The following is a 22,524-nucleotide window of genomic DNA, read 5'->3' on the forward strand; positions in this document are numbered from 1 at the left end:
GAAGGGCCCGGTCCGCGCGGACCGGGCCCTTCCTCGGGGTGCTGCGGGAGGCTGATCAGCCGGCGATGTTGCCGGTGCGGTACTCCAGCGCCTTGGTGGCGTACTTGTTGTCCTTGCCGTACTGGTAGATGCCGATGGTGGCCACGGCGGGGTCACCGGCGTCGTTGAACTCGACCGGGCCGCTCACGCCGTCGTAGTCGATGTCCTTGCCGGCCTTCAGCAGGTCGACGCAGCTCTTGAAGTCCTTGCACTTCTCGCCGCCCTTGCTGACCTCGGCCAGCTTGGCGGCGATGTCGGTGCCCGCGTCGCTCTTGGCGGCCTCGGCGGCCAGGGCGAGCAGGTTCATCGCGTCGTAGGACTCGGGGGCGTAGCTGTAGTCCTCCAGCTTGGGGTTGATGCCGAGGAGCTTCTTCTGGAACTCCTCCGGAGCGGCCGCGCCCGGGATGGTGCCCTTGACGCCCTCAAGCGTGCCCTTGGGCATCTTGACGTAGTTGGTGTTGGAGGTGTTGCCGTCGACCATGTACCACTTGTGCTTGTCGGCCGGCAGGCCCTGCTTGACCAGCTCCTGGATGACCTTGGCGGTCTCCTCGAACCCGATCAGGACGATGCCCTTGGGGTTCTTGGCCTTGATCTTCGCCACGTCGGCGGAGAAGTCGGCGGCCTTGGGGTCGTAGTCGACGCGCTCGACGACCTCGCCGCCGCCGTCGGTGACCGTCTTCTGCACCTGGTCGGCCAGGCCGGTGCCGTAGGAGTCCTGCATCGCCAGGATGCCGACGGTGTCGTTGCCGTCGGACACCACCAGGTCGCCGAGCACGCGGCCCTGCAGCTTGTCGGGCGGCGAGGTGCGGAAGTACAGGCCCTTGTCCTCGATCGTGGTGAACTTGTCGGAGGTGTTGGCGGGCGAGAAGTGGATGACGCCCGCGCCCGTGATCTTGTCGATCACCGACTCCGACACCGAGGAGGACGCCGCGCCGATGATGGCGTCGGCCTTCTGGGCCAGCAGCTTGTCCACCGACTGCGAGGCGATGTTCGTGGTGGTGTCGCCCGAGTCGGTGTCGTACTTGGTGACGGGCTTGCCCAGCACGCCCCCGGCCTCGTTGATCTCCTTGATGGCCAGGTCGACGCCGGCGAACTCGGGCGGGCCGAGGAAGGCGAGCGAACCGGTCTGGGGCAGCAGCGTACCGATCGTGAGGGTGCCGTCGCCCTTCGCCGCGGGAGCCGACGAGGATGGCGCGGCCGGCTGCGAGGACTGCGTGGCGGTGTTGCTGCCGCCACCGCCGCAGGCCGTCAGGGCCAAGCTGGTGGCGGCCGCGACGGCCAGCGCCCGTCCCACGGGAGCAATGCGGATCATGAAGTGTCTCCTTCATTTCCAGGCCGGGATCGTCAGCACCGCCGAGCGCTCCCGATCGAATGACGGAAACGTACAAAATCGCCGTGTACTCGAACCAGATGGCGGGGTGAACTGTCGGCACTTGGATGCGGAGTCGTAATCAGTCCTCAACTTACGGACCTGCGCTAGCAGGCTTAATGTGCGACGGGTGAAGCGTTTTACGCCTGTCCTAGTCACGGCGGTCCTTCTTGCCGGGTGCGCCTCGTCGCCGCCGCCCCCGCCGCCTTCCTCGGATCCTCCCGCCGGCGTATCGGTCACGCTGGAGCAATGGCGTTCCGACGAGCCCGTGCACGCGCTGGAGGTGGCGGTCCGTAATACCAGCGGCATACCCGTGTATTTCGCCGACGTCCAGCTCGTGACGCCGTCGTTCAAAACACTGCCGCCGGAAAAGACGGACGCCACGATCAAGCGGACCGAGCGCACCGACCTGCGCATCACCTACGGCGCGGCCAACTGCCTGCCCGCGGGCCTGCCGCAGCTCCGGCCCGCCACCGTGGTGGCCAACATCCGCGCCGGCGCCGAGCAGCCGCGCCGGGTGGTCTTCAAGGTGCCGCACCCCAGCCCGCTGCTGACCCGCCTGCTTCGGGACGAATGCTCGGAATTCCTCATCAAGGAGGCCGCCGGCATCGAGTTCGGGCCCGACTGGAAGCAGGTGGGCAAGGAGATGCGGGGCAAGCTGGTGGTCACCCGGCGCGGCGCCGGCAAGGTGACGCTGACCGAGCTCGACGGCACCACGCACTACATCATCACGCCGGACGCCGGCGGGCGGCCCGTGGCCGTGCTGGAGGCCGGGCGGCAGCGGACGGAGGTGCCGGTGACGCTCACCCCCGGCCGCTGCGACCCGCACGCCTTCGCCGAGGCCAAGAAGGCGTTCCTGTTCCCGGTACGGGCCACCGTGGACGGCGGGCCCGAGCGGGTGGTGATCGTGGTGCCGCCCAAGCCGCTGCAGGACCGGCTGATCCAGTACTCGTTGCGCGTGTGCGGCCTGGGCGGCGGGTGAGGGTCAGCCCTCGATGTTGCCCGTGCGGTACTCCAGCGCCTTGGGCGCGTACTTGTTGTCCTCGCCGTACTGGTAGACGCCGATCGTGGCCACGGCGGGGTCACCGGCGTCGTTGAACTCGATCGGGCCGCTGATGCCGTCGTAGTCGATGTCCTTGCCGGCCTTCAGCAGGTCGGCGCACTCCTTGAAGGTCTTGCACTTCTCGCCGCCCTTGCTGACCTCGGGCAGCTTGGCGGCGATGGACTTGCCGCTGTCGTCCTTGGCGGCCTCGGCCGCCAGGGCGATGAGGATCGCGGCGTCGTAGGACTCGGCGGCGTAGGTGTAGTCCTCAAGCTTGGGGTCGATCTCCAGGAGCTTCTTGCGGAAGTCCTCCGGAGCCTCGGCGCCGGGGATCGTGCCCTTGACGCCCTTGAGCGTGCCCTTGGGCATCTTGAGGTAGTTGGTGTTCGACATGTTGCCGTCCACCATGTACCACTTGACCTTGTCGACCGTCAGGCCCTGCTTGACCAGCTCCTGGATGACCTTGGCGCCCTCCTCGAAGCCGATCAGCACGATCGCCTTCGGGTTCTTGGCCTTGATCTTGGCGACGTCCGCGGAGAACTCGGCCGCCTTGGGGTCGTAGTCCACGCGCTCCACGACGCTGGCGCCGGCCGCCTCGGCGGTCTTGGTCACCTGGTCGGCCAGGCCGGAGCCGTAGGAGTCCTGCATGGCCAGGATGCCGATGGTGTCGTTGCCGTCGGCGGCGATCAGGTCGCCGAGCACGCGGCCCTGCAGCTTGTCCGGGGGCGCGGTACGGAAGTACAGGCCCTGGTCACTGATGGTGGTGAACTTGTCAGAGGTGTTGGCGGGCGAGAACTGCACCACGCCGGCACCGGTGACCTTGTCGATGATCGACTCCGACACCGACGAGGAGGCGGCGCCGATGATGGCGTCGGCCTTCTGCGCGATCAGCTTGTCCGCCGACTGCGAGGCCACGTTCGTGGTGGTGTCACCCGAGTCCGTGTGGATCTTGGTGACCGGCTTGCCGAGCACGCCGCCCGCGTCGTTGATCTCCTTGACGGCCTGGTCGACGCCGGCGAACTCGGGCGGGCCGAGGAACGCCAGCGAGCCGGTCTGGGGCAGCACGGTGCCGATCGTGAGCGTGCCGTCGCCCTTGGCCGCCTCCGTCTGGGTGGCCGGGGCCGACGAGGACGGCGCCGCGGACGTGGTCTGCTGCGCGGCCGTGTCGCCACCGCCGCCACAGGCCGTCAGGGCCAGGCTCGCCGCTGCCGCGACGGCCAGGAAGCGCCCTGCTGGAGCAATGCGGATCATAAAAGAGACTCCCCTTATTCCCAGCGGGGGAACGATCTCCCTCGCTGCGTTTTCCGAGCTCAGCATGCCTCTTTGACGGGGAGATGTGGGGATTTCGGGTACTTTTATGCTAATTTGTAATGTCGCAATCACCCTCTGTAATTGCATGTTTCATCAGCGTTACGGCCATGACTCCATATCAACCACCCCAGCCCGAAATTTCGGGACTGGGGTGGTTGTATGGCGGGTTGTCCGGCTTGGGGTGCCGCCAGCGCCTAGCCGGCGATGTTGCCCTTGCGATATTCGAGCGCCTTGGCCGCGTCGTACTTGTTGTCCTTGTCGTACTGGTAGACGCCGATCGTCGCGACCGACGGGTCACCGGCGTCGTTGAAGTCCACCGGGCCGCTCACGCCGTCGTAGTCGATGTCCTTGCCCGCCTTGAGCAGGTCGGCGCACGACTTGAAGTCCTGGCACTTCTCGCCGCCCTTGCTGACCTCGATCAGTTTGGGGGCCAGCGCGGTGCCCGAGTCGTCCTTGGCCGCCTCGGCCGCCAGCGCGATCAGGGTCGTCGCGTCGTACGACTCCGCCGCGTAGGTGTAGTTCGTCAGCTTCGGGTTCACCGTCAGCAGCCGCTTCTGGAACGCCTCCGGGGCCGCGGCGCCCGGGATCGTGCCCTTCACGCCCTTCAGCGTGCCCTTGGGCATCTTGAGGTAGTTGGAGTTCGACATGTTGCCGTCCACCATGTACCACTTGACCTTGTCGGCCGTCAGGCCCTGCTTGACCAGCTCCTGCACGACCTTCGCCGTCTCCTCGAAGCCGATCAGCACGATCGCCTTCGGGTTCTTGGCCTTGACCTTGGCCACGTCCGCGGAGAACTCGGCCGCCTTGGGGTCGTAGTCGACCCGCTCGACCACGCTCGCGCCGGCCTCCTCGGCCGTCTTGGTCACCTGGTCGGCCAGGCCGGAGCCGTAGGAGTCCTGCATCGCCAGGACGGCGACCGTGTCGTTGCCGTCGGCGGCCACCAGGTCACCCAGCACGCGGCCCTGCAGCTTGTCCGGCGGCGCCGTGCGGAAGTACAGGCCCTGGTCGTTGATCGTGGTGAACTTGTCGGAGGTGTTGGCCGGCGAGAACTGCACCACGCCCGCCCGCGTGATCTTGTCCACGATCGACTCCGACACCGACGAGGACGCCGCGCCGATGATCGCGTCGGCCTTCTGGCCGAGCAGTTTGTCCACCGACTGCGAGGCGATGTTGGTCGTGGTGTCGCCCGAGTCGGTGTCGATCTTCGCCACCGGCTTGCCGAGCACTCCCCCGGCGTCGTTGATCTCCTTGAGCGCCAGGTCGACCCCGGCGAACTCGGGTGGTCCCAGATACGCGAGATTGCCCGTCTGGGGCAGCACGGTGCCGATCGTCAGCGTGCCGTCCCCCTTGACCGCGGCGGCCGAGGAGGGTTTCACGGACGCGGCGCCGGTGGCGCCCGTCCCGGCGGTCGTGCCGCCGGTCGAACACGCCGCCAGTGCCAGGCTCGCCGCTGTGGCGACGGCCAGGGCGCGGGAAATGCGGATCATCGAAAGCGTCTCCGTTCGAGATGAGCGGACCTTCCGTCCGCCCATCAGCATGCGCCGGGACGCCTGCGCAGAAAGAAGCCGAAGCCGGTTGGATGCCCAGTCGTGACCGGGCCACAACCCGCGGGGCTAAATCACCTGATATAGGTGCTTTTCATGCCCGCTCGGCCGCGTCGTCTATAACGATCTGAGCAACCTCCCGCATGCTCAGCCGCCGGTCCATCGACGCCTTCTGGATCCACCGGAACGCCTGCGGCTCGGTCCAGCCGTGCTGGGCCATCAACTGGCCCTTGGCCCGCTCGACCAGCTTGCGGGTCTCCAGCCGCTCGGAAAGGCTGGACACCTCCGCGCTGAGCGCCACCATCTCCTCGTGCCTGCTGACCGCCATCTCGATCGCCGGCACCAGATCGGCCTTGGTGAACGGCTTGACCAGGTAGGCCATCGCCCCCGCGTCGCGGGCCCGCTCCACCAGGTCACGCTGGGAGAAGGCGGTGAGGATGAGGCACGGCGCGATCCGGTCGGCCACGATGCGCTCGGCCGCCGAGATGCCGTCGAGCACGGGCATCTTCACGTCGAGGATGACGAGGTCGGGCCGCAGGTCGGCGGCGAGCTGGATCGCCTGCTCCCCGTCACCGGCCTCGCCCACGACGACGTAACCGTCCTCCTGGAGCATCTCCTTGAGGTCGAGGCGGATCAGGGCCTCGTCTTCCGCGATCACTACTCGCCGCTGCGTACTCACGAGCAGAAGAGTACAGACGTCCGGTAGATTAGATCCACGCCGGTGCGGCCTCGGGCATTACGCTGCGAGATCACAAACCGGACGAAGTCGCCCCGGTAGACCAACGGCAGAGTCGATGGCCTCAAAATCCATACAGTGTGGGTTCGAATCCCACCCGGGGCACCGGCCTGACCGCCCGGCTCCCTCATAGGCCGGGCGGTTTTTCGTTCTCCACCCGCTGACTGCCGGATCGACGGGCAGGCCCGAAAAGGTTGACCGGGTCAGGGCGTCCAGGAGGGCGAGCGGCCGAGGAGGGCGACCACGCGGTCGAGGGCCGTGGCGGCGCCGCCGGGCTCGACGCCGGGCAGGAACGCCTTCCCCGAACCGCGCGACTCCGGCGTGTCGGGCACCTGCGCGGCCAGCGGGAGTGCGGCCGCGGCGAGGTCGTCGTCGATGCCGGGCGGCACGCCGAGCGCCCTGGCGAAGTCCCAGGCGTGCACGACGCAGTCGATGAAGTGGAAGCCGATCGCCATGGCCGCCGGGAACGGGCCGCCGTCGCGGATCTCTGGCAGGAAGAAGGCCCGGTCGAGCACGCCGTCCGCGGCGAAGGCGGCGACGACGGCCTGGGCGGAGGCGGCGTACTCGGCCACGTGGTCCTCGCCCGGGGGGCGCGGCTGCCAGCTCGCCAGTTCCGACCGCGCGCCCGAGGCCGCCAGGGCGAAGCCGTGGTTCTGCACGATCTGGTGTGCCAGCAGGTCGCGGACGGCCCATCCGGCGCAGGGCGTCGGCCGGTCGAGGTCGGCGGGCTTGATCGTGTTCACCAGGTCGACGGTGGCCCGCACCGACCGCCGGTTGAGCTCGATGATGTCTGCCAAGGCGATGTCCCGTCATCGTCGAAGAACCCACCCGGCCGGCCCGGCAGGCCCGCGGGTGGCCAACCTGTCGATGATGGCGGCACCCTCGCGGCGGTGCGAGTGGTTTTCACCCGTGCGGGCGCCGGAGCGATCAAGGAGCCGGAGCGGCGGCCGGGCGGGATTTCGCGGGCGGTTCGCCGGGAAGAGTCCTCTGTGACGAGTTGCGACGGACGAGACGGGGGTGGCGGGGGATGCCGTTGAGCGTGACCGAGCGGGAGACGTTCCTGGCCGAGCCGCACATCGCGAGCCTGGCGGTGGAGACGGGCGCGGGGCGGTCGCCACTGGCCGTGCCCGTCTGGTACGACTACAGCCCCGGCGGTGAGATCAGGTTCCTGACCGACAGCGAGTCGCGCAAGGCGCGGCTGGTGGCGAAGGCGGGCCGGTTCACGATGCTGGTCCAGCGGGTCAGCCCGACCTACCGGTACGTGTCGGTCGAGGGCCCGGTGGTGCGCTCCGACCCCACGACGATCGAGGAGCTGACCCGCATCGCCGCCCGCTACCTGCCGCAGGAGGCGGTGTCGGGCTACGTGCACGGCTCGGACCTGCACGTCCTGGTGACGTTCCGGATGCGACCCGAGCGGTGGCTGTCGGCGGACCTGGGCTCCTTGGGCTGAGCGGGCGCCCGGTATTTTTGGCTCGTGACTGCAATCGATCCCACCTCGACCGGCGCGTTCGGCGTCGGCCTCGCCACCATCGCCGACGACGGCACCGTTCTCGACACCTGGTTCCCGGCTCCCGAGCTGGGCGAGCCGCCCGCGACGGGCACCGAGCGGATCTCCGCCGAGGAGGCCGGCGAGCTGGCCGCGCTGACCGGCCGCGACGCGGCGCGGGGCGTCGAGGTGGTGGCGGTGCGCACGGGCGTCGCCAAGCTCTCCGAGCCCCCGGTCGACGCGCACGACGTCTACCTGCGCCTCCACCTGCTCTCCCACCGGCTGGTCCGGCCGCACGGCGTGAACCTGGACGGCCAGTTCGGCCTGCTGGCCAACGTGGTGTGGACCAACTTCGGGCCCTGCCCGGTGCCCGGCTTCGAGCGCACCCGGCTGCGCCTGCGCGCCAAGGGCGTGGTGACGGTGTACGGGGTGGACAAGTTCCCGCGGATGGTCGACTACGTGCTGCCGGAGGGCGTGCGGATCGCCGACGCCGACCGGGTGCGGCTGGGCGCCCACCTGGCGTCGGGCACGGTCGTCATGCACGAGGGCTTCGTGAACTTCAACGCCGGCACGGTGGGCACCTCGATGGTCGAGGGGCGCATCTCGGCGGGCGTGGTGGTCGGCGACGGCTCCGACGTCGGCGGCGGCGCCTCGATCATGGGGACGCTGTCGGGCGGCGGCAAGCAGGTCATCTCGATCGGCGAGCGCTGCCTGCTGGGCGCCAACGCGGGCATCGGCATCTCGCTGGGCGACGACTGCGTGGTGGAGGCGGGCCTGTACGTGACCGCGGGCACGCGGGTGACGCTGCCCGACGGCACGGTGGTCAAGGCGGCGGAGCTGTCGGGCTCCAACGGGATCCTGCTGCGCCGCAACTCGCAGTCGGGCGCGGTGGAGGCCCTGCCCCGCACGGGTTCGGGCATCACCCTGAACGCCGCCCTGCACGCCCACTGACCGTCAGGGCCCTCTCCGCCGGCCGGCGCCACGGAGGGGGCCCCACAGGACGTCCCGGCGCAGGCTCACCCGTCCGGGCGAGCCTGCGCGGAGCGTGGGCGGTCAGTTCGCGTGCGAGACCGCGGAGCCGATGGTGTGCACCCGCAGCGCGTTGGTGCTGCCCGGCGTGCCGGGAGGCGAGCCGGCCACGATGACCACCTTGTCGCCCTTCTCCAGCCGCCCGAGCGACAGCAGCGACGCCTCCACCTGCCGCACCATGTCGTCGGTGTGGTGCACGAACGGCACGTGGAACGTCTCCACGCCCCACGTCAGCGACAGCTGCCCGCGCACGTGCGGGGCCGAGGTGAAGGCCAGCAGCGGGATCGGCGAGCGGTAGCGGGCCAGGCGGCGGGCGGTCTCGCCGGACATGGTGAACGCGATCAGGGCCTTGGCGCCGACGATCGCGCCGACCTCGGCCGCGGCCCTGGCGATGGCCCCGCCGGTGGTCTCCGGCAGGCGCTCCAGGCTGTGGGTGGCGTGCAGGGACGACTTCTCGGCGGCGCAGGCGATGCGGTCCATCGTCGCTACCGACTCGATCGGGTAGCTGCCGACCGACGTCTCGCCCGACAGCATGACGGCGTCGGCGCCGTCCATGACGGCGTAGGCGACGTCGCTGGCCTCGGCGCGGGTGGGGCGCGGGGCGCTCATCATGGAGTCGAGCATCTGGGTGGCGACGATGACCGGGCGGGCCTTCTCGCGGCACAGCCCGATGATGCGCCGCTGCACGATCGGCACCTGCTCCAGCGGCAGCTCCACGCCGAGGTCGCCGCGGGCGACCATGATGCCGTCGAAGGCCTCGACGATCTCCGGCAGGCGGTCGACGGCCTGCGGCTTCTCGATCTTGGCGAGCAGCGGCAGGCGGACGGCCTCCTGCTCCATGATGTTGCGCACGACGTCGGCGTCGGAGGGACGGCGGACGAAGGACAGCGCGATCATGTCGAAGCCGGTGCGCAGCGCCCAGCGCAGGTCGGCCTCGTCCTTGTCGGTGAGCGCGGGCGCGCTGACGTTGACGCCCGGCAGGTTGAGGCCCTTGTTGTTGGAGATCATGCCGCCGATGACGACGCGGGTGATGACGCGGTCGCCGTCGACGCGGGTGGCCTCCAGGACCAGGCGGCCGTCGTCGACCAGGATCTTGTCACCGGGACGCACGTCGCCGGGCAGGCCCTTGTAGGTGGTCGAGACCTGCTCGCGGTCTCCGGGCACGTCTTCGGTGGTGATGGTGAAGACGTCGCCGAAGCCGAGGCGCACCGGCCCTTCCTCGAAGGTGCCGACGCGGATCTTGGGGCCCTGCAGGTCGGCGAGCACGCCTACGCCGCGGCCGAGGTCGGCCGCCACCTCCCGGACCCGGTCGTAGACCTCTCTGTGCATGTCATGGTTGCCATGGCTGAGGTTGAACCGTGCCACGTCCATGCCCGCGGAGATCAGCTCGTGGAGGCGTTCTTTGGACGAAGTGGCTGGGCCTAGGGTGCAGACGATTTTCGCGCGACGAGTCACGAGTCCTACCTTAATTGGTACAGACCACTTGGCAGTCACTGACGACGGAGAACGTACCCGGCGTAGGAGAACAACACGAGAACGGCGAGTCCGAGCCGTACCAAGTTCGCGTACTGTTCAGGGTAGACGACACCTTCGAGGTAATGGTCGACGAAGCCGCTCGGCGGCAGGCCCGGCAGCCCTCCCCTGCGCCGCGCCCAGTCCTCGGCGACGGTCAGCGGGCAGTCCACGTGAGTGACGAGAGTCACCACGGCCCAGCCGACGGCCGCGAGGTGAAGGTAGATCGTCCACCGCCACCGCCAGGCCAGGAACCCGCCCATGGCCACGTAGGCGAGGAAGGCGAAGTGCGTCACCATCACCGCGTCCGCGAGCAGGCGGTACATCATGGCTCTATGGTGGCCGCCTTCCAGGCGTTCACCACGCCGTGCCCGTAGAAGCCGTTCTTGGCCTGGTCGCCCTCGCACTGGTGGGTCTCGTTCTCGCCGTACACCTTGTAGACGTAGGCGCGCGGGGTCGGGCAGGCCACGGGCGTCGCGGTCCGGTAGAGCAGGTCCTCGACGGTGGCGGGGTCCATGGACAGGCCGCCGGGGCCGGGCTTGCCGAACCGGCTGATCAGGATGGCCGCGACGCCGGTGGCGTGCGGGGCGGCCATGGAGGTGCCGTCGAGGTACTGGTAGTAGGAGCAGGCGCCCTTGTGGCAGTCGCGCACGACGTCGGCGCCCTTGGGCTTGCCGGAGGCGTCGATCCGGCCGCCGGCCTTGAGCACGTGCTCGGGGGCGGCGGCCAGGATCGACCGGCTGGCCTGCGCGCCCTTGCCGTCCAGCGCGTCGCCGCCGGGGGCGGCCAGGTCGGTCTGCTCCAGGCCGTAGTCGCTGTAGACGGCCTTGCGTCCGGACGGCCCGACGGCGGAGATCGAGATCACGCCCTTGGACTCGGCCGGCACGTTGACGCACGAGTTGTCTATTTTGCGGGTCTTCTCGTCGCCGCGCGGGTAGCCCGGGCTCTGCTTGTCGGCCGTGGGGTGCCCGAGGTCGGTGGAGCCGTTGCCGAGGGCCGAGACGAGCGTGACGCCCCTGCCGCGGGCGTAGTCGAGGGCGCGCTGCATGCCGACGACGACGGCCCGCTGTTCGAGCTGCTCCTTCTTGGTGTCGGCCGGGTTGGCGGCGCAGTTGAACAGCCAGGGGTCGACGTAGTAGCTCATGTTGACGACGTCCACGCCGATGTCGGCGGCGTAGGTGAGGGCGTCCAGGCTGGGCTTGAGGAAGAAGAAGCCGGAGTCCTGGCCGGCCCTGATGCTGACGATCCGCACGTCCGGGGCGACGCCGGCGATGCCGATGCCGTTGATCGGGGAGGCGATGGTGCTGGCGACGTGGGTGCCGTGGCCGTCGTCGTCCTCGTCCACGGGGTCCTTGCAGGAGGGGACCTCGCAGGGGCCGTCCAGGGTCTCGCCGCGCTCGTCTTTGGGCTTGTCGGTGACGAAGTTGCGGCTCAGCTCGCGGTCGAAGTTGGGCGCGATGTCGGGGTGCCTGCCGTCGACGCCGGTGTCGATGACGCCGACCAGCACCTTCTTGTCGCCGGGGGCCTTGGCGTTGGCCCGGTCGGCGCCGATCATCTTCATGTCCCACTGCAGGTGGGCCAGGGGCTCCTGGGCCAGGCCCGTCCCGGCCATGGATCCGGCGTCGGGGAAGCCCCTGCCCGCGGGGCGGGCGGCGCGGGAGGAGGTGGAGCCGATGACGCGGCGGTCGGGCGAGACGCCGACGACGGCCGGGTCGGCGCCGACGCTCTCGGCGAAACCGTCGCCGCCGCCCTGGGTGAGCACGTAGCCGAGCTTGCCGTCCTCCTCGACGACCGTGCCGCCGGCGCGCTTGACGGCCGCCAGGGCCTGGCCCTGCTTGCCGTCGGCGTAGAAGACCAGGTTCTGGTTCTGGCCGGTGCGGGACGTCGCGCCGGACTGCGTGGGCTGCGCGGAGCTGGTGGGGCCGTCCTGCGCGGGCTCCTCGGGGGTGGCCCGGTCGCCCGCGGCGGCCGAGCACGCGGTCAGCGCGGCGGCGACGGCCAGCGCCGTCAGGCCAGAGGCGACTCGCCGCATTGCTCCCCCATCCACCGACTGTCGCAGAATCTGCATCTTCCCGACACTCAACGGCTGATGCAACTTAGGTGTGAAATTTCGGCAGATGGGGGGTGACGCGGGCTCTGGGGTGGTTTCGTGTGGAGCCCGCGTCGTACGGGGTCAGGCGTCGCGGTGCAGGCGCACGTTCGGCAGGCAGGCCAGCAGCACGACGCCGACCAGCATGACCGGCGTGATCCACGCGAAGACCCCGGTGACCGCCTCGGCGAACGCCGGCCGTACGGACTCGGGCACCGCACCCGCGACCCCCGAGGCCAGGGCCGCCTGCCCCAGCCTGCCGCTGAAGACGCCCCCGAGCACGGCCACCCCCACGGCGCCACCCACGTTCCTGGCGAAGGACACCACCGACGTGGCCGCGCCCCGGTCGGCGGCGGGCGCGCTGACCTGGACGGCCAGCATCAGGTTCTGCAGCACCATGCCGAGCCCGACCCCGAACAGCACCATGTACAGCCCGGACGTGACCGCCCCGGTCCCCAGCCCCATGGTCGAGAACAGGAACGCGGCCACCGTCGCCAGCGCCGCCCCGGTCACCACGACCCACTTGTACGTCCCCAGCCGGGTCACCAGCCGCCCCGCGACGGCCGAGGCGGCGATCATGCCCGCCATCAGGGGAAGCAGCAGCAGCCCCGAGTTCGACGCGCTGGCCCCGGCGGCCAGTTGCAGGTAGAGCGGCAGGAAGGTGGCCGCCCCCACCATCCCGGTGGCCATCAGCACGATGGTCGCCGTGGCGATCGTGAGCGTGCGGTCGCCGAACAGCCCGAGCGGCAGCACCGGCTCCTTCGCCCTCCGCTCCACCAGCACGAACAGCCCCGCCAGCACGACCGCCCCCACGCCCAGCCCGACCACGACCGGCGAGGTCCACGCGTACGTCGTCCCGCCCCACGAGGCGAACAGCGTCAGGCAGGTCAGCACCCCGGAGATCAGCGCGGCCCCCGGCCAGTCGATCCGGTGCGGCGAGGTGCGCCGCGGCAGCCGGAGCACGGCGAACGCGACCGCCAGCGCGACCGCCCCGAGCGGCAGGTTGATGTAGAAGATCCAGCGCCAGGAGACGTGCTCGGTGAGGTAGCCGCCGATGACCGGCCCGAGGACGGCGGCCACGCCGATCACCGCCCCGAACAGGCCCTGGAACTTGGCGCGCTCGCGTGGGGTGGCGATGTCGGCCGAGATCGCCAGGGTCAGCACCATCAGGCCGCCGGCGCCGATGCCCTGGAAGGCGCGGAAGGCGATGAGCTGGGCCATCGTCTGGGCGAGCCCGCACAGGGCCGAGCCGGCGAGGAACAGGGCGATGGCCGACAGGTACAGGCGGCGGCGGCCGTACATGTCGCTGAGCTTGCCGTAGAGGGGCGCGACGATGCCGGAGGTCAGGGAGAAGGCCGTGACCAGCCACGACACGTTCTCCAGGCCGTTCAGCTCGCCCACGATGGTGGGGGTGGCCGTGGCCACCACCGTCTGGTCGACGGCGGCCAGGAACAGGCACAGCAGGAGCGAGCCCATGCTGAGCAGGAGGCCGCGCCGCGGTGGGGCCTCCTGGGCGATTGTCGATACCATTCAGTTGTCTCCTTGCTTCTTTCGCGAGGGCAGGAGGAATCCGCGGCGGTCGGGGGTGCCACCCCGATCGCCGCTTTCTTTCCGGAGGTGTCAGAGTCCGCGTTCGAGCAGCGCGAACGCCTCGTCGAGCAGTTCTTCGACCGGCTCGTCCGTGGCCGCCGACTCCTGGATGGCCGAGATCATCGCGCCGAACGTCGTGATGAGCAGCATCCGGGCGTGGATGCCGCCGGTCACTCCGGGCCTGGCCCGCACGGCGCCGAGGACCGTCTCCATGATCTGGGTCTGGTCGGCGGCGCGCGCCCTGGCGGCCAGTTCGGGGTAACGGTTGTTGAGCTCCATGAACGGCTGCATGGTGTCCCAGACCGGGCGCACGCGCACGGCGAGCTCCCGGGCCACCGTCTTGAGCGACAGGAAGGCGGGCTCGTCGGCCGGCCGGTCGGCGAGCAGGGCGACGATGTCGTCCGGCCGCCAGATCGGCTCCATGACGAGCGCCTCCTCCTTGGAGGCGAAGTAGTTGAAGAACGTGCGGGGCGAGATGTCGGCCGCCGCGCTGACGGCCTCGACGGTCACGGCGTCGAGGCCCTCGTCGAGCGCCAGCCGCACCGCGGCCAGCCGGATGGCCTGCCGCTTCTCGGCCCTGCGGCGCTCACGGCGCTGTTCCGGACTCTCCATGCGTTGCACTCTACGCAGAACTTGCACATCCTGCAAGACTTGCAGAGTGTGCAAATGATGAAGGGCCCCGGAGCCGTCCGGCTCCGGGGCCCTTCGCGCAGGTCAGACCAGCGGACGCGCCGTCGGCAGGATCGGGTACGGCAGCGCCGTCTCCCCGCTCAGGTACCGGTCGACGCCCGAGGCGGCCGAACGGCCCTCGGCGATGGCCCACACGATGAGCGACTGCCCGCGGCCCATGTCACCGGCCACGAACACGCCGTCCACCTTCGACATGTACGTCTTGTCCCGGGCGACGTTGCCGCGGGCGTCGTAGAAGCCTTCACCCGCGACCTCGGCCAGGTCCTCCAGCAGGGCGCCCTTCTCCGGCCCGAGGAAGCCCATGGACAGGGTGATCAGCTCGGCCGGGATCTCCCGCTCGGTGCCGGGGATCGGCTTGAAGCCGTTCTGCGGCCCCTCGACCTCGACCAGGCGCAGCGCCCTGACGTTGCCCTCCTCGTCGCCGACGAACTCGGTGGTGGAGACCGCGTAAACGCGCTCCCCGCCGCCGTCGGCCAGCTCCTCGTGCGCGCTCTCCATCTTGAACAGGATGGGGAACGTCGGCCACGGCTGGCTGCCGGGCCGGGACGCGGGCGGCTGCGGCATGATCTCCAGCTGGGTCACCGACGCGGCGCCCTGCCGGATCGCGGTGCCGATGCAGTCGGCCCCGGTGTCGCCGCCGCCGATCACCACGACGTGCTTGCCCTCGGCCGAGACCGGCGCGACCGCGTAGTCGCCCTCCTGGACCTTGTTGGCCAGCGGCAGGTACTCCATCGCCTGGTAGACGCCCTTGAGCTCGCGCCCGGCGACCGGCAGGTCACGCCACTGGGTGGCGCCGCCCGACAGCACCACCGCGTCGAACTGCTCGCGCAGCTCGGCCGCGGTGACGTCGACGCCGACGTCGACGCCGGTGCGGAACCTGGTGCCCTCGGCCCGCATCTGCTCCAGGCGCCGCTCGATGTGGCGCTTCTCCATCTTGAACTCGGGGATGCCGTACCGCAGCAGGCCGCCGAGGCGGTCGGCGCGTTCGAACACCACCACGTCGTGCCCGGCCCTGGTGAGCTGCTGGGCGGCGGCCAGGCCCGCGGGGCCCGAGCCGACGACGGCCACCTTCTTGCCGGTGCGCACCCGCGGCGGCTGCGGGGTCACCCAGCCCTCGGCGAACGCGCGGTCGATGATCTCGACCTCGACCCGCTTGATCGCCACCGGGTCGGAGTTGATGCCGAGCACGCACGCCGCCTCGCACGGAGCCGGGCAGAGCCTGCCGGTGAACTCCGGGAAGTTGTTCGTGGCGTGCAGCCGCTCGATCGCCTCGCGCCAGTCGGTGCGGTACACGAGGTCGTTCCACTCGGGGATGAGGTTCCCGAGCGGGCAGCCGTTGTGGCAGAACGGGATGCCGCAGTCCATGCAGCGGGCCGCCTGCCTGGTCAGCTTCTCCTGCGGGAAGTCCTGGTAGACCTCCCGCCAGTCGCTGATGCGGACGTCGACCGGGCGGCGCGCCGGCAGCTCCCGCTCGTGCGTGAGAAAACCCTTGGGGTCAGCCATCGAGTACGCCTCCCTAGCCCTGAACCGCAGCCGCCATGACGGCCTCGTCGATGTCCCTGCCTTCGGCGCGGGCGGCCTCGGCGGCCGCCAGCACCCTCTTGTAGTCGGTCGGCATGATCTTGCCGAACCGGGCGAGCGCGGCGTCCCAGTCGGCCAGCAGCTGCTTGGCCACCGGGGACGCGGTCTCGGCGAAGTGCTTCTCGACCGTCTCCTTCAGGAACTCCGCGTCCTGCTCGGTCAGCGTCTCGATGGCGACCATCTCCCGGTTGACCCGCTCGGGCCGCAGGTCGAGCAGGTACGCCACGCCGCCGGACATGCCGGCCGCGAAGTTGCGCCCGGTCGCGCCGAGCACGACCACCCGGCCGCCGGTCATGTACTCGCACCCGTGGTCGCCCACGCCCTCGACGACCGCCGTCGCCCCGGAGTTGCGGACGCAGAACCGCTCGCCGACCACCCCGCGGACGAACACCTCGCCGGACGTGGCGCCGTACAGGGTGACGTTGCCGGCGATGATGTGCCCGTCGAGCGGCGCCTCCTCGTGCGGCCGGACGGTGATCCGCCCGCCCGACAGGCCCTTGCCGAGGTAGTCGTTGGCGTCGCCGGTCAGCCGCAGCGTGATCCCGCGGGGCACGAACGCGCCGAAGGAGTTGCCCGCCGAGCCGGTGAAGGCGATGTCGATGGTGTTCTCGGGCAGGCCCTGGCCGCCGTACCGCTTGGTCACCTGGTAGCCGAGCATCGTGCCGACCGTGCGGTTGACGTTGCGGATGGGCAGTTCCATCGTGACCGGGGTGCCGTCGTCGAGCGCGCCCTCGGCGAGCTGGATCAGGGTGTTGTCGAGGGCGTGCTCCAGGCCGTGGTCCTGCTCGACGGTGCGCCGCTTGGGCGTGCCCGCGGGCAGGTCGGGCTGGTGCAGGATCGGCGACAGGTCGAGCCCGCCGGCCTTCCAGTGGTTCTCGGCGGCCGTGGTGTCGAGCATCTCGACGTGCCCGATCGCCTCGTCGAGCGAGCGGAAGCCCAGCTCGGCCAGGTACTCGCGGATCTCCTCGGCGATGAACTCGAAGAAGTTGACCACGAACTCGGGCTTGCCGCTGAAGCGCTTGCGCAGCTCGGGGTTCTGCGTGGCCACGCCCACCGGGCAGGTGTCGAGGTGGCAGACCCGCATCATCACGCAGCCGGAGACGACCAGCGGGGCGGTGGCGAAGCCGTACTCCTCGGCGCCCAGCAGGGCGGCGATGACGACGTCGCGGCCGGTCTTGAGCTGGCCGTCCACCTGCACGACGATGCGGTCGCGCAGGTCGTTCAGCAGCAGCGTCTGCTGGGTCTCGGCCAGGCCGAGCTCCCAGGGCGCGCCCGCGTGCTTGAGCGAGGTCAGCGGCGAGGCGCCGGTGCCGCCGTCGTGGCCGGAGATGAGCACCACGTCGGCGTGCGCCTTGGACACCCCCGCCGCGACCGTGCCGACGCCGACCTCGGCGACCAGCTTCACGTGGACCCTGGCCTCCGGGTTGGAGTTCTTCAGGTCGTGGATGAGCTGGGCCAGGTCCTCGATCGAGTAGATGTCGTGGTGCGGCGGCGGCGAGATGAGGCCGACGCCGGGCGTGGAGTGGCGGGTCTTGGCGATCCACGGGTAGACCTTGTGGCCGGGCAGCTGGCCGCCCTCGCCGGGCTTGGCCCCCTGAGCCATCTTGATCTGCAGATCGGCCGCGTTGACCAGGTATTCGCTGGTGACGCCGAACCGGCCGGAGGCGACCTGCTTGATCGCCGACCTGCGGGTGGCGTCGTACAGGCGCTCGGGGTCCTCGCCGCCCTCGCCGGTGTTGGACTTGCCGCCGAGCCGGTTCATCGCGATGGCGAGCGTCTCGTGCGCCTCCATCGAGATCGAGCCGTACGACATCGCGCCCGTCGAGAAGCGCTTGACGATGCTCTCGACCGGCTCGACCTCGTCGATCGGGATCGACTGGCCCTTGCGCAGCTTGAACAGGCCGCGCAGGGTCATCAGCCGCTCGGCCTGGGAGTCCACGAGGCTCGTGTACTCCTTGAAGATCTCGTAGCGGCGGGTGCGGGTGGCGTGCTGCAGCTTGAAGACGGTCTCGGGGTTGAACAGGTGCGGCTCGCCCTCGCGCCGCCACTGGTACTCGCCGCCGACCTGGAGCCTGCGGTGGGCGTTCTCCGCCCGCGGGTAGGCGTGGCGGTGGCGCTGGGCGGTCTCCTCGGCCAGCACGTCGAAGCCGACGCCGCCCAGGCGGGACGTCGTGCCGGTGAAGCAGGCGTCGATGACCTCCTGGCTCAGGCCGAGCGCCTCGAAGATCTGCGCGCCGGTGTAGGAGGCCACCGTGGACACGCCCATCTTGGACATGACCTTGATGACGCCCTTGCCGTACGCCTTGATCAGGTTGCGCACCGCCTTGTGCTTGCCGATCTGCAGCACACCGGTGTCGACCAGGTCCTCGACGGTCTCGATCGCCAGGTACGGGTTGACCGCGCCGGCGCCGTAGCCGATGAGCAGCGCCATGTGGTGGCACTCGCGGGCCTCGCCGGTCTCGATGACGAGACCGATCTTGGTCCGGGTCTTCTCCTGGATCAGGTGGTGGTGCACCGCGCCGGTGAGCAGCAACGACGGGATCGGGGCGAGCGTGTCGGAGGAGCCGCGGTCGGACAGCACGATGATGCGCGCGCCGTTGGCGATGGCCCTGGACGCCTCGGCCCTGATCTCCTCAAGGCGGCCGAGCAGCGCCTGGCCGCCGCCGGCGACCTCGTACAGGCCGCTGATGACGTGCGGGTGGAAGCCCGGCAGGTCGTGCTCGTCGTTGATGTGGATGATCTTGGCGAGCTCGTCGTTGTCGATCACCGGGTACGGCAGCACGAGCTGGCGGCAGGAGGTGGGGCCCGGGTCGAGCAGGTTGCCCTCGGGGCCGAGCACGCTGGCCAGCGAGGTGACCAGCTCCTCCCGGATGGCGTCCAGGGGCGGGTTGGTGACCTGGGCGAACAGCTGCGTGAAGTAGTCGAACAGCAGCCGCGGCTTCTCGCTCAGCACCGCGACCGGCGTGTCGGTGCCCATCGAGCCGATCGGCTCGGCACCGGACCTGGCCATCGGCGACAGGATGATGCGCAGTTCTTCCTCGGTGTAGCCGAAGGTCTGCTGCCGCTTGACCAGCGCCTCGTGCGTGGGGATCTCCCGCTGCCGCGCGGGCAGCTCCTCGAACCTGACCAGCCCGGCGTGCAGCCACTCCTCGTACGGGTGCGCGGCGGCCAGCTCGGCCTTGATCTCGTCGTCCTCGATGATCTTGCCGCGGGCGGTGTCGATGAGGAACATGCGGCCCGGCTGCAGGCGGCCCTTGCGGACGACGTCCTCGGGCTTGAAGTCCAGCACGCCGGCCTCCGAGGCCAGCACGACCAGCCCGTCGGCGGTCACCCAGAACCGCCCGGGACGCAGCCCGTTGCGGTCCAGCACGGCCCCGGCCAGGGTGCCGTCGGTGAACGTGATCGAGGCCGGGCCGTCCCACGCCTCCATCAGGGAGGAGTGGAACTCGTAGAAGGCGCGGCGCGCCGGATCCATCTCGGTGTGGTTCTCCCACGCCTCGGGGATCATCATCAGCACCGCGTGCGGCAGGCTCCGGCCGCCGATGTGCAGCAGCTCCAGGGCCTCGTCGAAGCTGGCGGTGTCGCTGCCGTCGGGGTCGCAGATCGGGAAGAGCCGCGAGATGTCGCCCGGGATGTGGGCCGATGCCAGCATCGCCTCGCGGGCCCGCATCCAGTTGCGGTTGCCCTTGACCGTGTTGATCTCGCCGTTGTGCGCCACGTACCGGTAGGGGTGGGCCAGCGGCCAGCTCGGGAAGGTGTTGGTGGAGAAGCGCGAGTGCACCAGCGCGATCGCGCTCTCGTAACGCTCGTCGCTCAGGTCGGGGAAGAACGGCTCCACCTGGTCGGGCGTGAGCATCCCCTTGTAGACCACCGTGCGGGCCGACAGCGAGGGGAAGTAGACGTCCGCCTCGTGCTCGGACCGCTTGCGCAGGCAGAAGGCCAGCCGGTCGAGGTCGAGGCCCTGCTCGCCGCCGGGGCTCGACACGAAGAGCTGGGCGAAGTGCGGCATGACGGCGCGGGCGCTCGGGCCCGGCAGGGCGCGGTCGACGGGGACGTCCCGCCAGCCCAGCACCGTGAGGCCCTCCTCGGCCGCGATCTCCTCGATCAGGCCGACGGCGACGGCCCTGGCCTGCTCGTCGGCCGGCAGGAAGGCGATGCCGGTCGCGTACGCGCCGGCCTCGGGCAGCGCGAACGGCACGCTCGCGCGGTAGAACCCATCGGGGATCTGCGTCAGGATCCCGGCTCCGTCGCCGGTGTCCGGCTCGCTACCCTTGGCTCCCCTGTGGTCGAGATTGCACAGCGCCGTCAACGCCTTGACCACGATCGAGTGCCCACGGCGTCCGGCGACGTCGGCGACCATGGCGACACCGCAGGCATCATGCTCGTTGGCGGGGTGGTAGAGGCCCTGAGGCTCGGGGAATCCGAGGTGGGCAGCAGGCATTGAATCCCTCCCGTCGTCTTCGTCTGTCAAGAACTGCTCTACAGGCGGGGACGACGTTGGCCCTGCTGCATATCGTGGGTAGAGATTACCGCACGATGCCGGAATGGTGCCCGCCACGTCCGCATTGCGAACATTGCGCACGGTTCCAGCATCCGAACTCCCCATCCCAAACCCCGGACCCGGCCATCAGAATTCCCAGGTCACGCCCCTGTTGTCCCATGGCCCTCACGAGCCCCGGAAAGCTCCTTGCGGACGAGCCCGGCCCTCCCCGGCGGGCGGCCGGAGCCGGGCCCGCCCCTCGATAGGGTTGGCGCATGGATCGTGACGGCGTGGAGCGCCTGCTCGCCGAGGCGGGCGTCGACGGCAGGCGGCTGCGGCACGCCCTCACCCTCCTGTGCGACGGCCAGTGGTGGTCCCTGGCCGGCCTGGTGAGGGAGACCGCCACCTCCAGGCGGACCGTCGAGGCCCTGCTGCGCGAGGTGCGCCTGGAGCGCTCGGGCGAGACGTTCCGGGTGCCGCCCGGCGACACGCCCGCCTACCAGGACCTGCTGGCCATGGCGCCGCCGCCCGAAGACCCGGTGGCCCACCTGCTCCCCCACTACCCCGGCGTGCTCGAACGCCTGACCGCGCTGGTCGCGGGCGCGCCGCGGGCCCGTCACGTGCTCGACCACGTCTCGGCGACCCCCGAGACGGCCCTGCGGCGCGCGCTGCTGCTCGGGGCGCGGTTCTGGCTGCCCGGGGCGCGGCTGCTGTGCGTCGGCGACCACGACCTGACCTCGCTGGCCGTCAAGCTGGTCCATCCCGAGACCGACGTCACGGTGGTCGACGTCGACGAGCGCATCCTGGCCTACATCGACGAGCAGGGGCTCGGGGTCCGCACGCGCTGGGCCGACCTGCGGCTCGGGCTGCCGGCCTCGGCGCGGGAGCACGACCTGGCGTTCACCGACCCGCCGTACACGCCGGAGGGGATCGGGCTGTTCGCGGCGCGCGCCGTGGAGGGGCTGAAGGACGACGGGCGGGTGCTGGTGGCGTACGGGGCCAGCGAGCGTACGCCGATGCTGGCCTTCAAGGTCCAGCAGGCGTTGTCGGAGCTCAACCTCGCCTACGAGGCGATCTATCCGGATTTCAATCGCTATTTCGGGGCGGAGGCGATCGGCTCGGCGGCCGACCTCTACCTGCTGCGTCCCACGACCAAGACCCGCCCGGCGGTCAACGCCCGGCTGGGCCGCCAGGCCACGGCCATCTACACCCAGGGCCCCCAGTCGGTCGAGTCGGTCCCGGCGGCGGCCCCGGCGTCCGATCTGGCCGGGTTCGAGGCTGACCTGCTGGTGGGCGAGTGGCCCAAGGAGCTGCCCCAGCCCCGGGTGCGGCTGGCGACCTGGCTGGCCAAGCCGTACGCGGCGGCCGTCGAGCGGGTGGCCGTCGCGCTGCCGCCGGGGCTGGCGGCGGCGCTTCCCCGCGTGCTGCTCGCCACCCGCGCCGGGCACGTGCGCGTGTGGGGGGCCGACCTGCCGTCGCTGCCCGAGGCGCTGTCCGGCGTCTACGAGTTCCGCCGGACGGGCGGGGCGCTCGACGCCGTACGCCGCCCGCAACCCGCCGGATCGGCCGACGCGGTGCTGCGCAGGATCCTCGACAACGGCCACGCCAAACTCGCCAACACCTGGCGGGAGGCCCTCATCGCGGTGGCCCGCGACCAGGGCACGGCGCTCACCAAGAACGAGGCCCGCACCCTCATCCGCCAGACGGCTCCCTGGTCCGACGAGCTGACCCCGCTGGAAGCCCCCCTCCACCGCCTGGCCGATCTCCCCGCCGCCGTCGCCACCACCGTCACCGCCCTCACCACCACAACCCCTGACTCCGCGCAAGGCGTCTGACGGGAGCGGCGTTGTGAGTAGGCGGCGGCAGGACGGCCGAACCGCCAGACGACCGCAACCCTCCGAGCAGCAAGCGACCAGCCGGGAACCCGCGGCAACTGTCGGAGCAGCGAGCGACCGCACCCCCCTTCGAGCGGGCAGGCGACCGCGGCCCCCTTCGAGCGGGCAGGTGGCCGGGTGGGAGGTGGGTG

General features: G+C 70.5%; 16 protein-coding genes and 1 tRNA gene. 5 read left to right on the top strand and 12 right to left on the bottom strand.

The genetic code is table 11. From position 1 onward, the window contains the following. Positions 1-55: 55 nt before the first annotated feature. Complete coding sequence (locus ACWEJ6_RS22580; protein ID WP_387666581.1) at positions 56-1,351, bottom strand: ABC transporter substrate-binding protein; 1,296 nt, start codon at positions 1,349-1,351, stop codon at positions 56-58. Positions 1,352-1,721: 370 nt separating this feature from the next. Here ACWEJ6_RS22580 and ACWEJ6_RS22585 point away from each other — a divergent pair, with 370 nt between their 5' ends. Further along, positions 1,722-2,390, top strand: a complete 669-nt coding sequence (locus tag ACWEJ6_RS22585) for a hypothetical protein (protein WP_452425930.1) — start codon at positions 1,722-1,724, stop codon at positions 2,388-2,390. A 3-nt stretch (positions 2,391-2,393) separates the two neighbouring features. On the opposite strand, the gene ACWEJ6_RS22590 is transcribed toward ACWEJ6_RS22585, so the two are convergent. The 3 genes from ACWEJ6_RS22590 to ACWEJ6_RS22600 form a co-directional block, all read right to left on the bottom strand. Further along, entirely contained in the window at positions 2,394-3,701 is a 1,308-nt protein-coding gene (locus tag ACWEJ6_RS22590; protein ID WP_387666576.1) for an ABC transporter substrate-binding protein, read from the bottom strand. A 254-nt stretch (positions 3,702-3,955) separates the two neighbouring features. Continuing rightward, positions 3,956-5,248 (bottom strand): ABC transporter substrate-binding protein, encoded by a 1,293-nt coding sequence (locus ACWEJ6_RS22595; RefSeq protein ID WP_358293837.1) that lies wholly within the window; start codon positions 5,246-5,248, stop codon positions 3,956-3,958. 151 nt (positions 5,249-5,399) lie between these two features. After that, a complete protein-coding gene (locus ACWEJ6_RS22600) occupies positions 5,400-5,984 on the bottom strand; it encodes an ANTAR domain-containing response regulator (RefSeq protein ID WP_352327599.1) in 585 nt (194 codons plus the stop codon). A gap of 89 nt (positions 5,985-6,073) precedes the next feature. Between ACWEJ6_RS22600 and ACWEJ6_RS22605 the strand changes: the two genes are divergently transcribed. Further along, a tRNA-Leu gene (locus ACWEJ6_RS22605) sits at positions 6,074-6,146 on the top strand. Positions 6,147-6,244: 98 nt separating this feature from the next. On the opposite strand, the gene ACWEJ6_RS22610 is transcribed toward ACWEJ6_RS22605, so the two are convergent. Next, complete coding sequence (locus ACWEJ6_RS22610) at positions 6,245-6,838, bottom strand: TIGR03086 family metal-binding protein (protein WP_352358311.1); 594 nt, start codon at positions 6,836-6,838, stop codon at positions 6,245-6,247. A gap of 230 nt (positions 6,839-7,068) precedes the next feature. On the opposite strand from ACWEJ6_RS22610, the gene ACWEJ6_RS22615 reads away from it, so the two are divergent. Continuing rightward, positions 7,069-7,491, top strand: a complete 423-nt coding sequence (locus tag ACWEJ6_RS22615; RefSeq protein ID WP_357968201.1) for a pyridoxamine 5'-phosphate oxidase family protein — start codon at positions 7,069-7,071, stop codon at positions 7,489-7,491. A 24-nt stretch (positions 7,492-7,515) separates the two neighbouring features. Then, entirely contained in the window at positions 7,516-8,478 is a 963-nt protein-coding gene (dapD, locus tag ACWEJ6_RS22620; protein WP_358293842.1) for a 2,3,4,5-tetrahydropyridine-2,6-dicarboxylate N-succinyltransferase, read from the top strand. Between the two features lie 102 nt (positions 8,479-8,580). Here dapD and pyk read toward each other — a convergent pair whose 3' ends face one another. The 7 genes from pyk to gltB all read right to left on the bottom strand — a co-directional run bounded on the left by pyk (position 8,581) and on the right by gltB (position 20,459). Beyond that, positions 8,581-10,011, bottom strand: coding sequence for a pyruvate kinase (pyk, locus tag ACWEJ6_RS22625; RefSeq protein WP_352327603.1), 1,431 nt, complete (start codon positions 10,009-10,011; stop codon positions 8,581-8,583). A 35-nt stretch (positions 10,012-10,046) separates the two neighbouring features. Next, positions 10,047-10,397 carry a DUF2784 domain-containing protein gene (locus tag ACWEJ6_RS22630; RefSeq protein ID WP_452425935.1) on the bottom strand — a complete coding sequence of 117 codons (351 nt, stop codon included), beginning with the start codon at positions 10,395-10,397 and terminating at the stop codon, positions 10,047-10,049. After that, positions 10,394-12,100 carry a S8 family peptidase gene (locus ACWEJ6_RS22635; RefSeq protein ID WP_452425937.1) on the bottom strand — a complete coding sequence of 569 codons (1,707 nt, stop codon included), beginning with the start codon at positions 12,098-12,100 and terminating at the stop codon, positions 10,394-10,396. The genes ACWEJ6_RS22630 and ACWEJ6_RS22635 overlap by 4 nt, the downstream gene beginning before the upstream one ends. A gap of 141 nt (positions 12,101-12,241) precedes the next feature. Continuing rightward, positions 12,242-13,687 carry an MDR family MFS transporter gene (locus ACWEJ6_RS22640; protein ID WP_452425939.1) on the bottom strand — a complete coding sequence of 482 codons (1,446 nt, stop codon included), beginning with the start codon at positions 13,685-13,687 and terminating at the stop codon, positions 12,242-12,244. 90 nt (positions 13,688-13,777) lie between these two features. After that, positions 13,778-14,359 (bottom strand): TetR/AcrR family transcriptional regulator, encoded by a 582-nt coding sequence (locus ACWEJ6_RS22645; protein ID WP_387666563.1) that lies wholly within the window; start codon positions 14,357-14,359, stop codon positions 13,778-13,780. Between the two features lie 102 nt (positions 14,360-14,461). Further along, positions 14,462-15,940 (bottom strand): glutamate synthase subunit beta, encoded by a 1,479-nt coding sequence (locus tag ACWEJ6_RS22650; protein WP_452425942.1) that lies wholly within the window; start codon positions 15,938-15,940, stop codon positions 14,462-14,464. Positions 15,941-15,953: 13 nt separating this feature from the next. Then, positions 15,954-20,459 (bottom strand): glutamate synthase large subunit, encoded by a 4,506-nt coding sequence (gltB, locus tag ACWEJ6_RS22655; RefSeq protein WP_452425944.1) that lies wholly within the window; start codon positions 20,457-20,459, stop codon positions 15,954-15,956. A 314-nt stretch (positions 20,460-20,773) separates the two neighbouring features. On the opposite strand from gltB, the gene ACWEJ6_RS22660 reads away from it, so the two are divergent. Further along, positions 20,774-22,333, top strand: a complete 1,560-nt coding sequence (locus ACWEJ6_RS22660; RefSeq protein WP_452425946.1) for a bis-aminopropyl spermidine synthase family protein — start codon at positions 20,774-20,776, stop codon at positions 22,331-22,333. Positions 22,334-22,524 lie beyond the last annotated feature (191 nt).

This window comes from Nonomuraea sp. NPDC004702 (assembly GCF_053601695.1).

Excerpts from the sequence above, each read along its gene's own strand:
- gltB (WP_452425944.1), bottom strand. The coding sequence starts at position 20,459 with ATGCCTGCTGCCCACCTCGGATTCCCCGAGCCTCAGGGCCTCTACCAC.
- ACWEJ6_RS22630 (WP_452425935.1), bottom strand. The coding sequence starts at position 10,397 with ATGATGTACCGCCTGCTCGCGGACGCGGTGATGGTGACGCACTTCGCC.
- ACWEJ6_RS22645 (WP_387666563.1), bottom strand. The coding sequence starts at position 14,359 with ATGGAGAGTCCGGAACAGCGCCGTGAGCGCCGCAGGGCCGAGAAGCGG.
- ACWEJ6_RS22660 (WP_452425946.1), top strand. The coding sequence starts at position 20,774 with ATGGATCGTGACGGCGTGGAGCGCCTGCTCGCCGAGGCGGGCGTCGAC.
- ACWEJ6_RS22635 (WP_452425937.1), bottom strand. The coding sequence starts at position 12,100 with ATGCGGCGAGTCGCCTCTGGCCTGACGGCGCTGGCCGTCGCCGCCGCG.
- ACWEJ6_RS22580 (WP_387666581.1), bottom strand. The coding sequence starts at position 1,351 with ATGATCCGCATTGCTCCCGTGGGACGGGCGCTGGCCGTCGCGGCCGCC.
- ACWEJ6_RS22615 (WP_357968201.1), top strand. The coding sequence starts at position 7,069 with ATGCCGTTGAGCGTGACCGAGCGGGAGACGTTCCTGGCCGAGCCGCAC.
- ACWEJ6_RS22640 (WP_452425939.1), bottom strand. The coding sequence starts at position 13,687 with ATGGTATCGACAATCGCCCAGGAGGCCCCACCGCGGCGCGGCCTCCTG.
- ACWEJ6_RS22650 (WP_452425942.1), bottom strand. The coding sequence starts at position 15,940 with ATGGCTGACCCCAAGGGTTTTCTCACGCACGAGCGGGAGCTGCCGGCG.
- ACWEJ6_RS22595 (WP_358293837.1), bottom strand. The coding sequence starts at position 5,248 with ATGATCCGCATTTCCCGCGCCCTGGCCGTCGCCACAGCGGCGAGCCTG.
- ACWEJ6_RS22590 (WP_387666576.1), bottom strand. The coding sequence starts at position 3,701 with ATGATCCGCATTGCTCCAGCAGGGCGCTTCCTGGCCGTCGCGGCAGCG.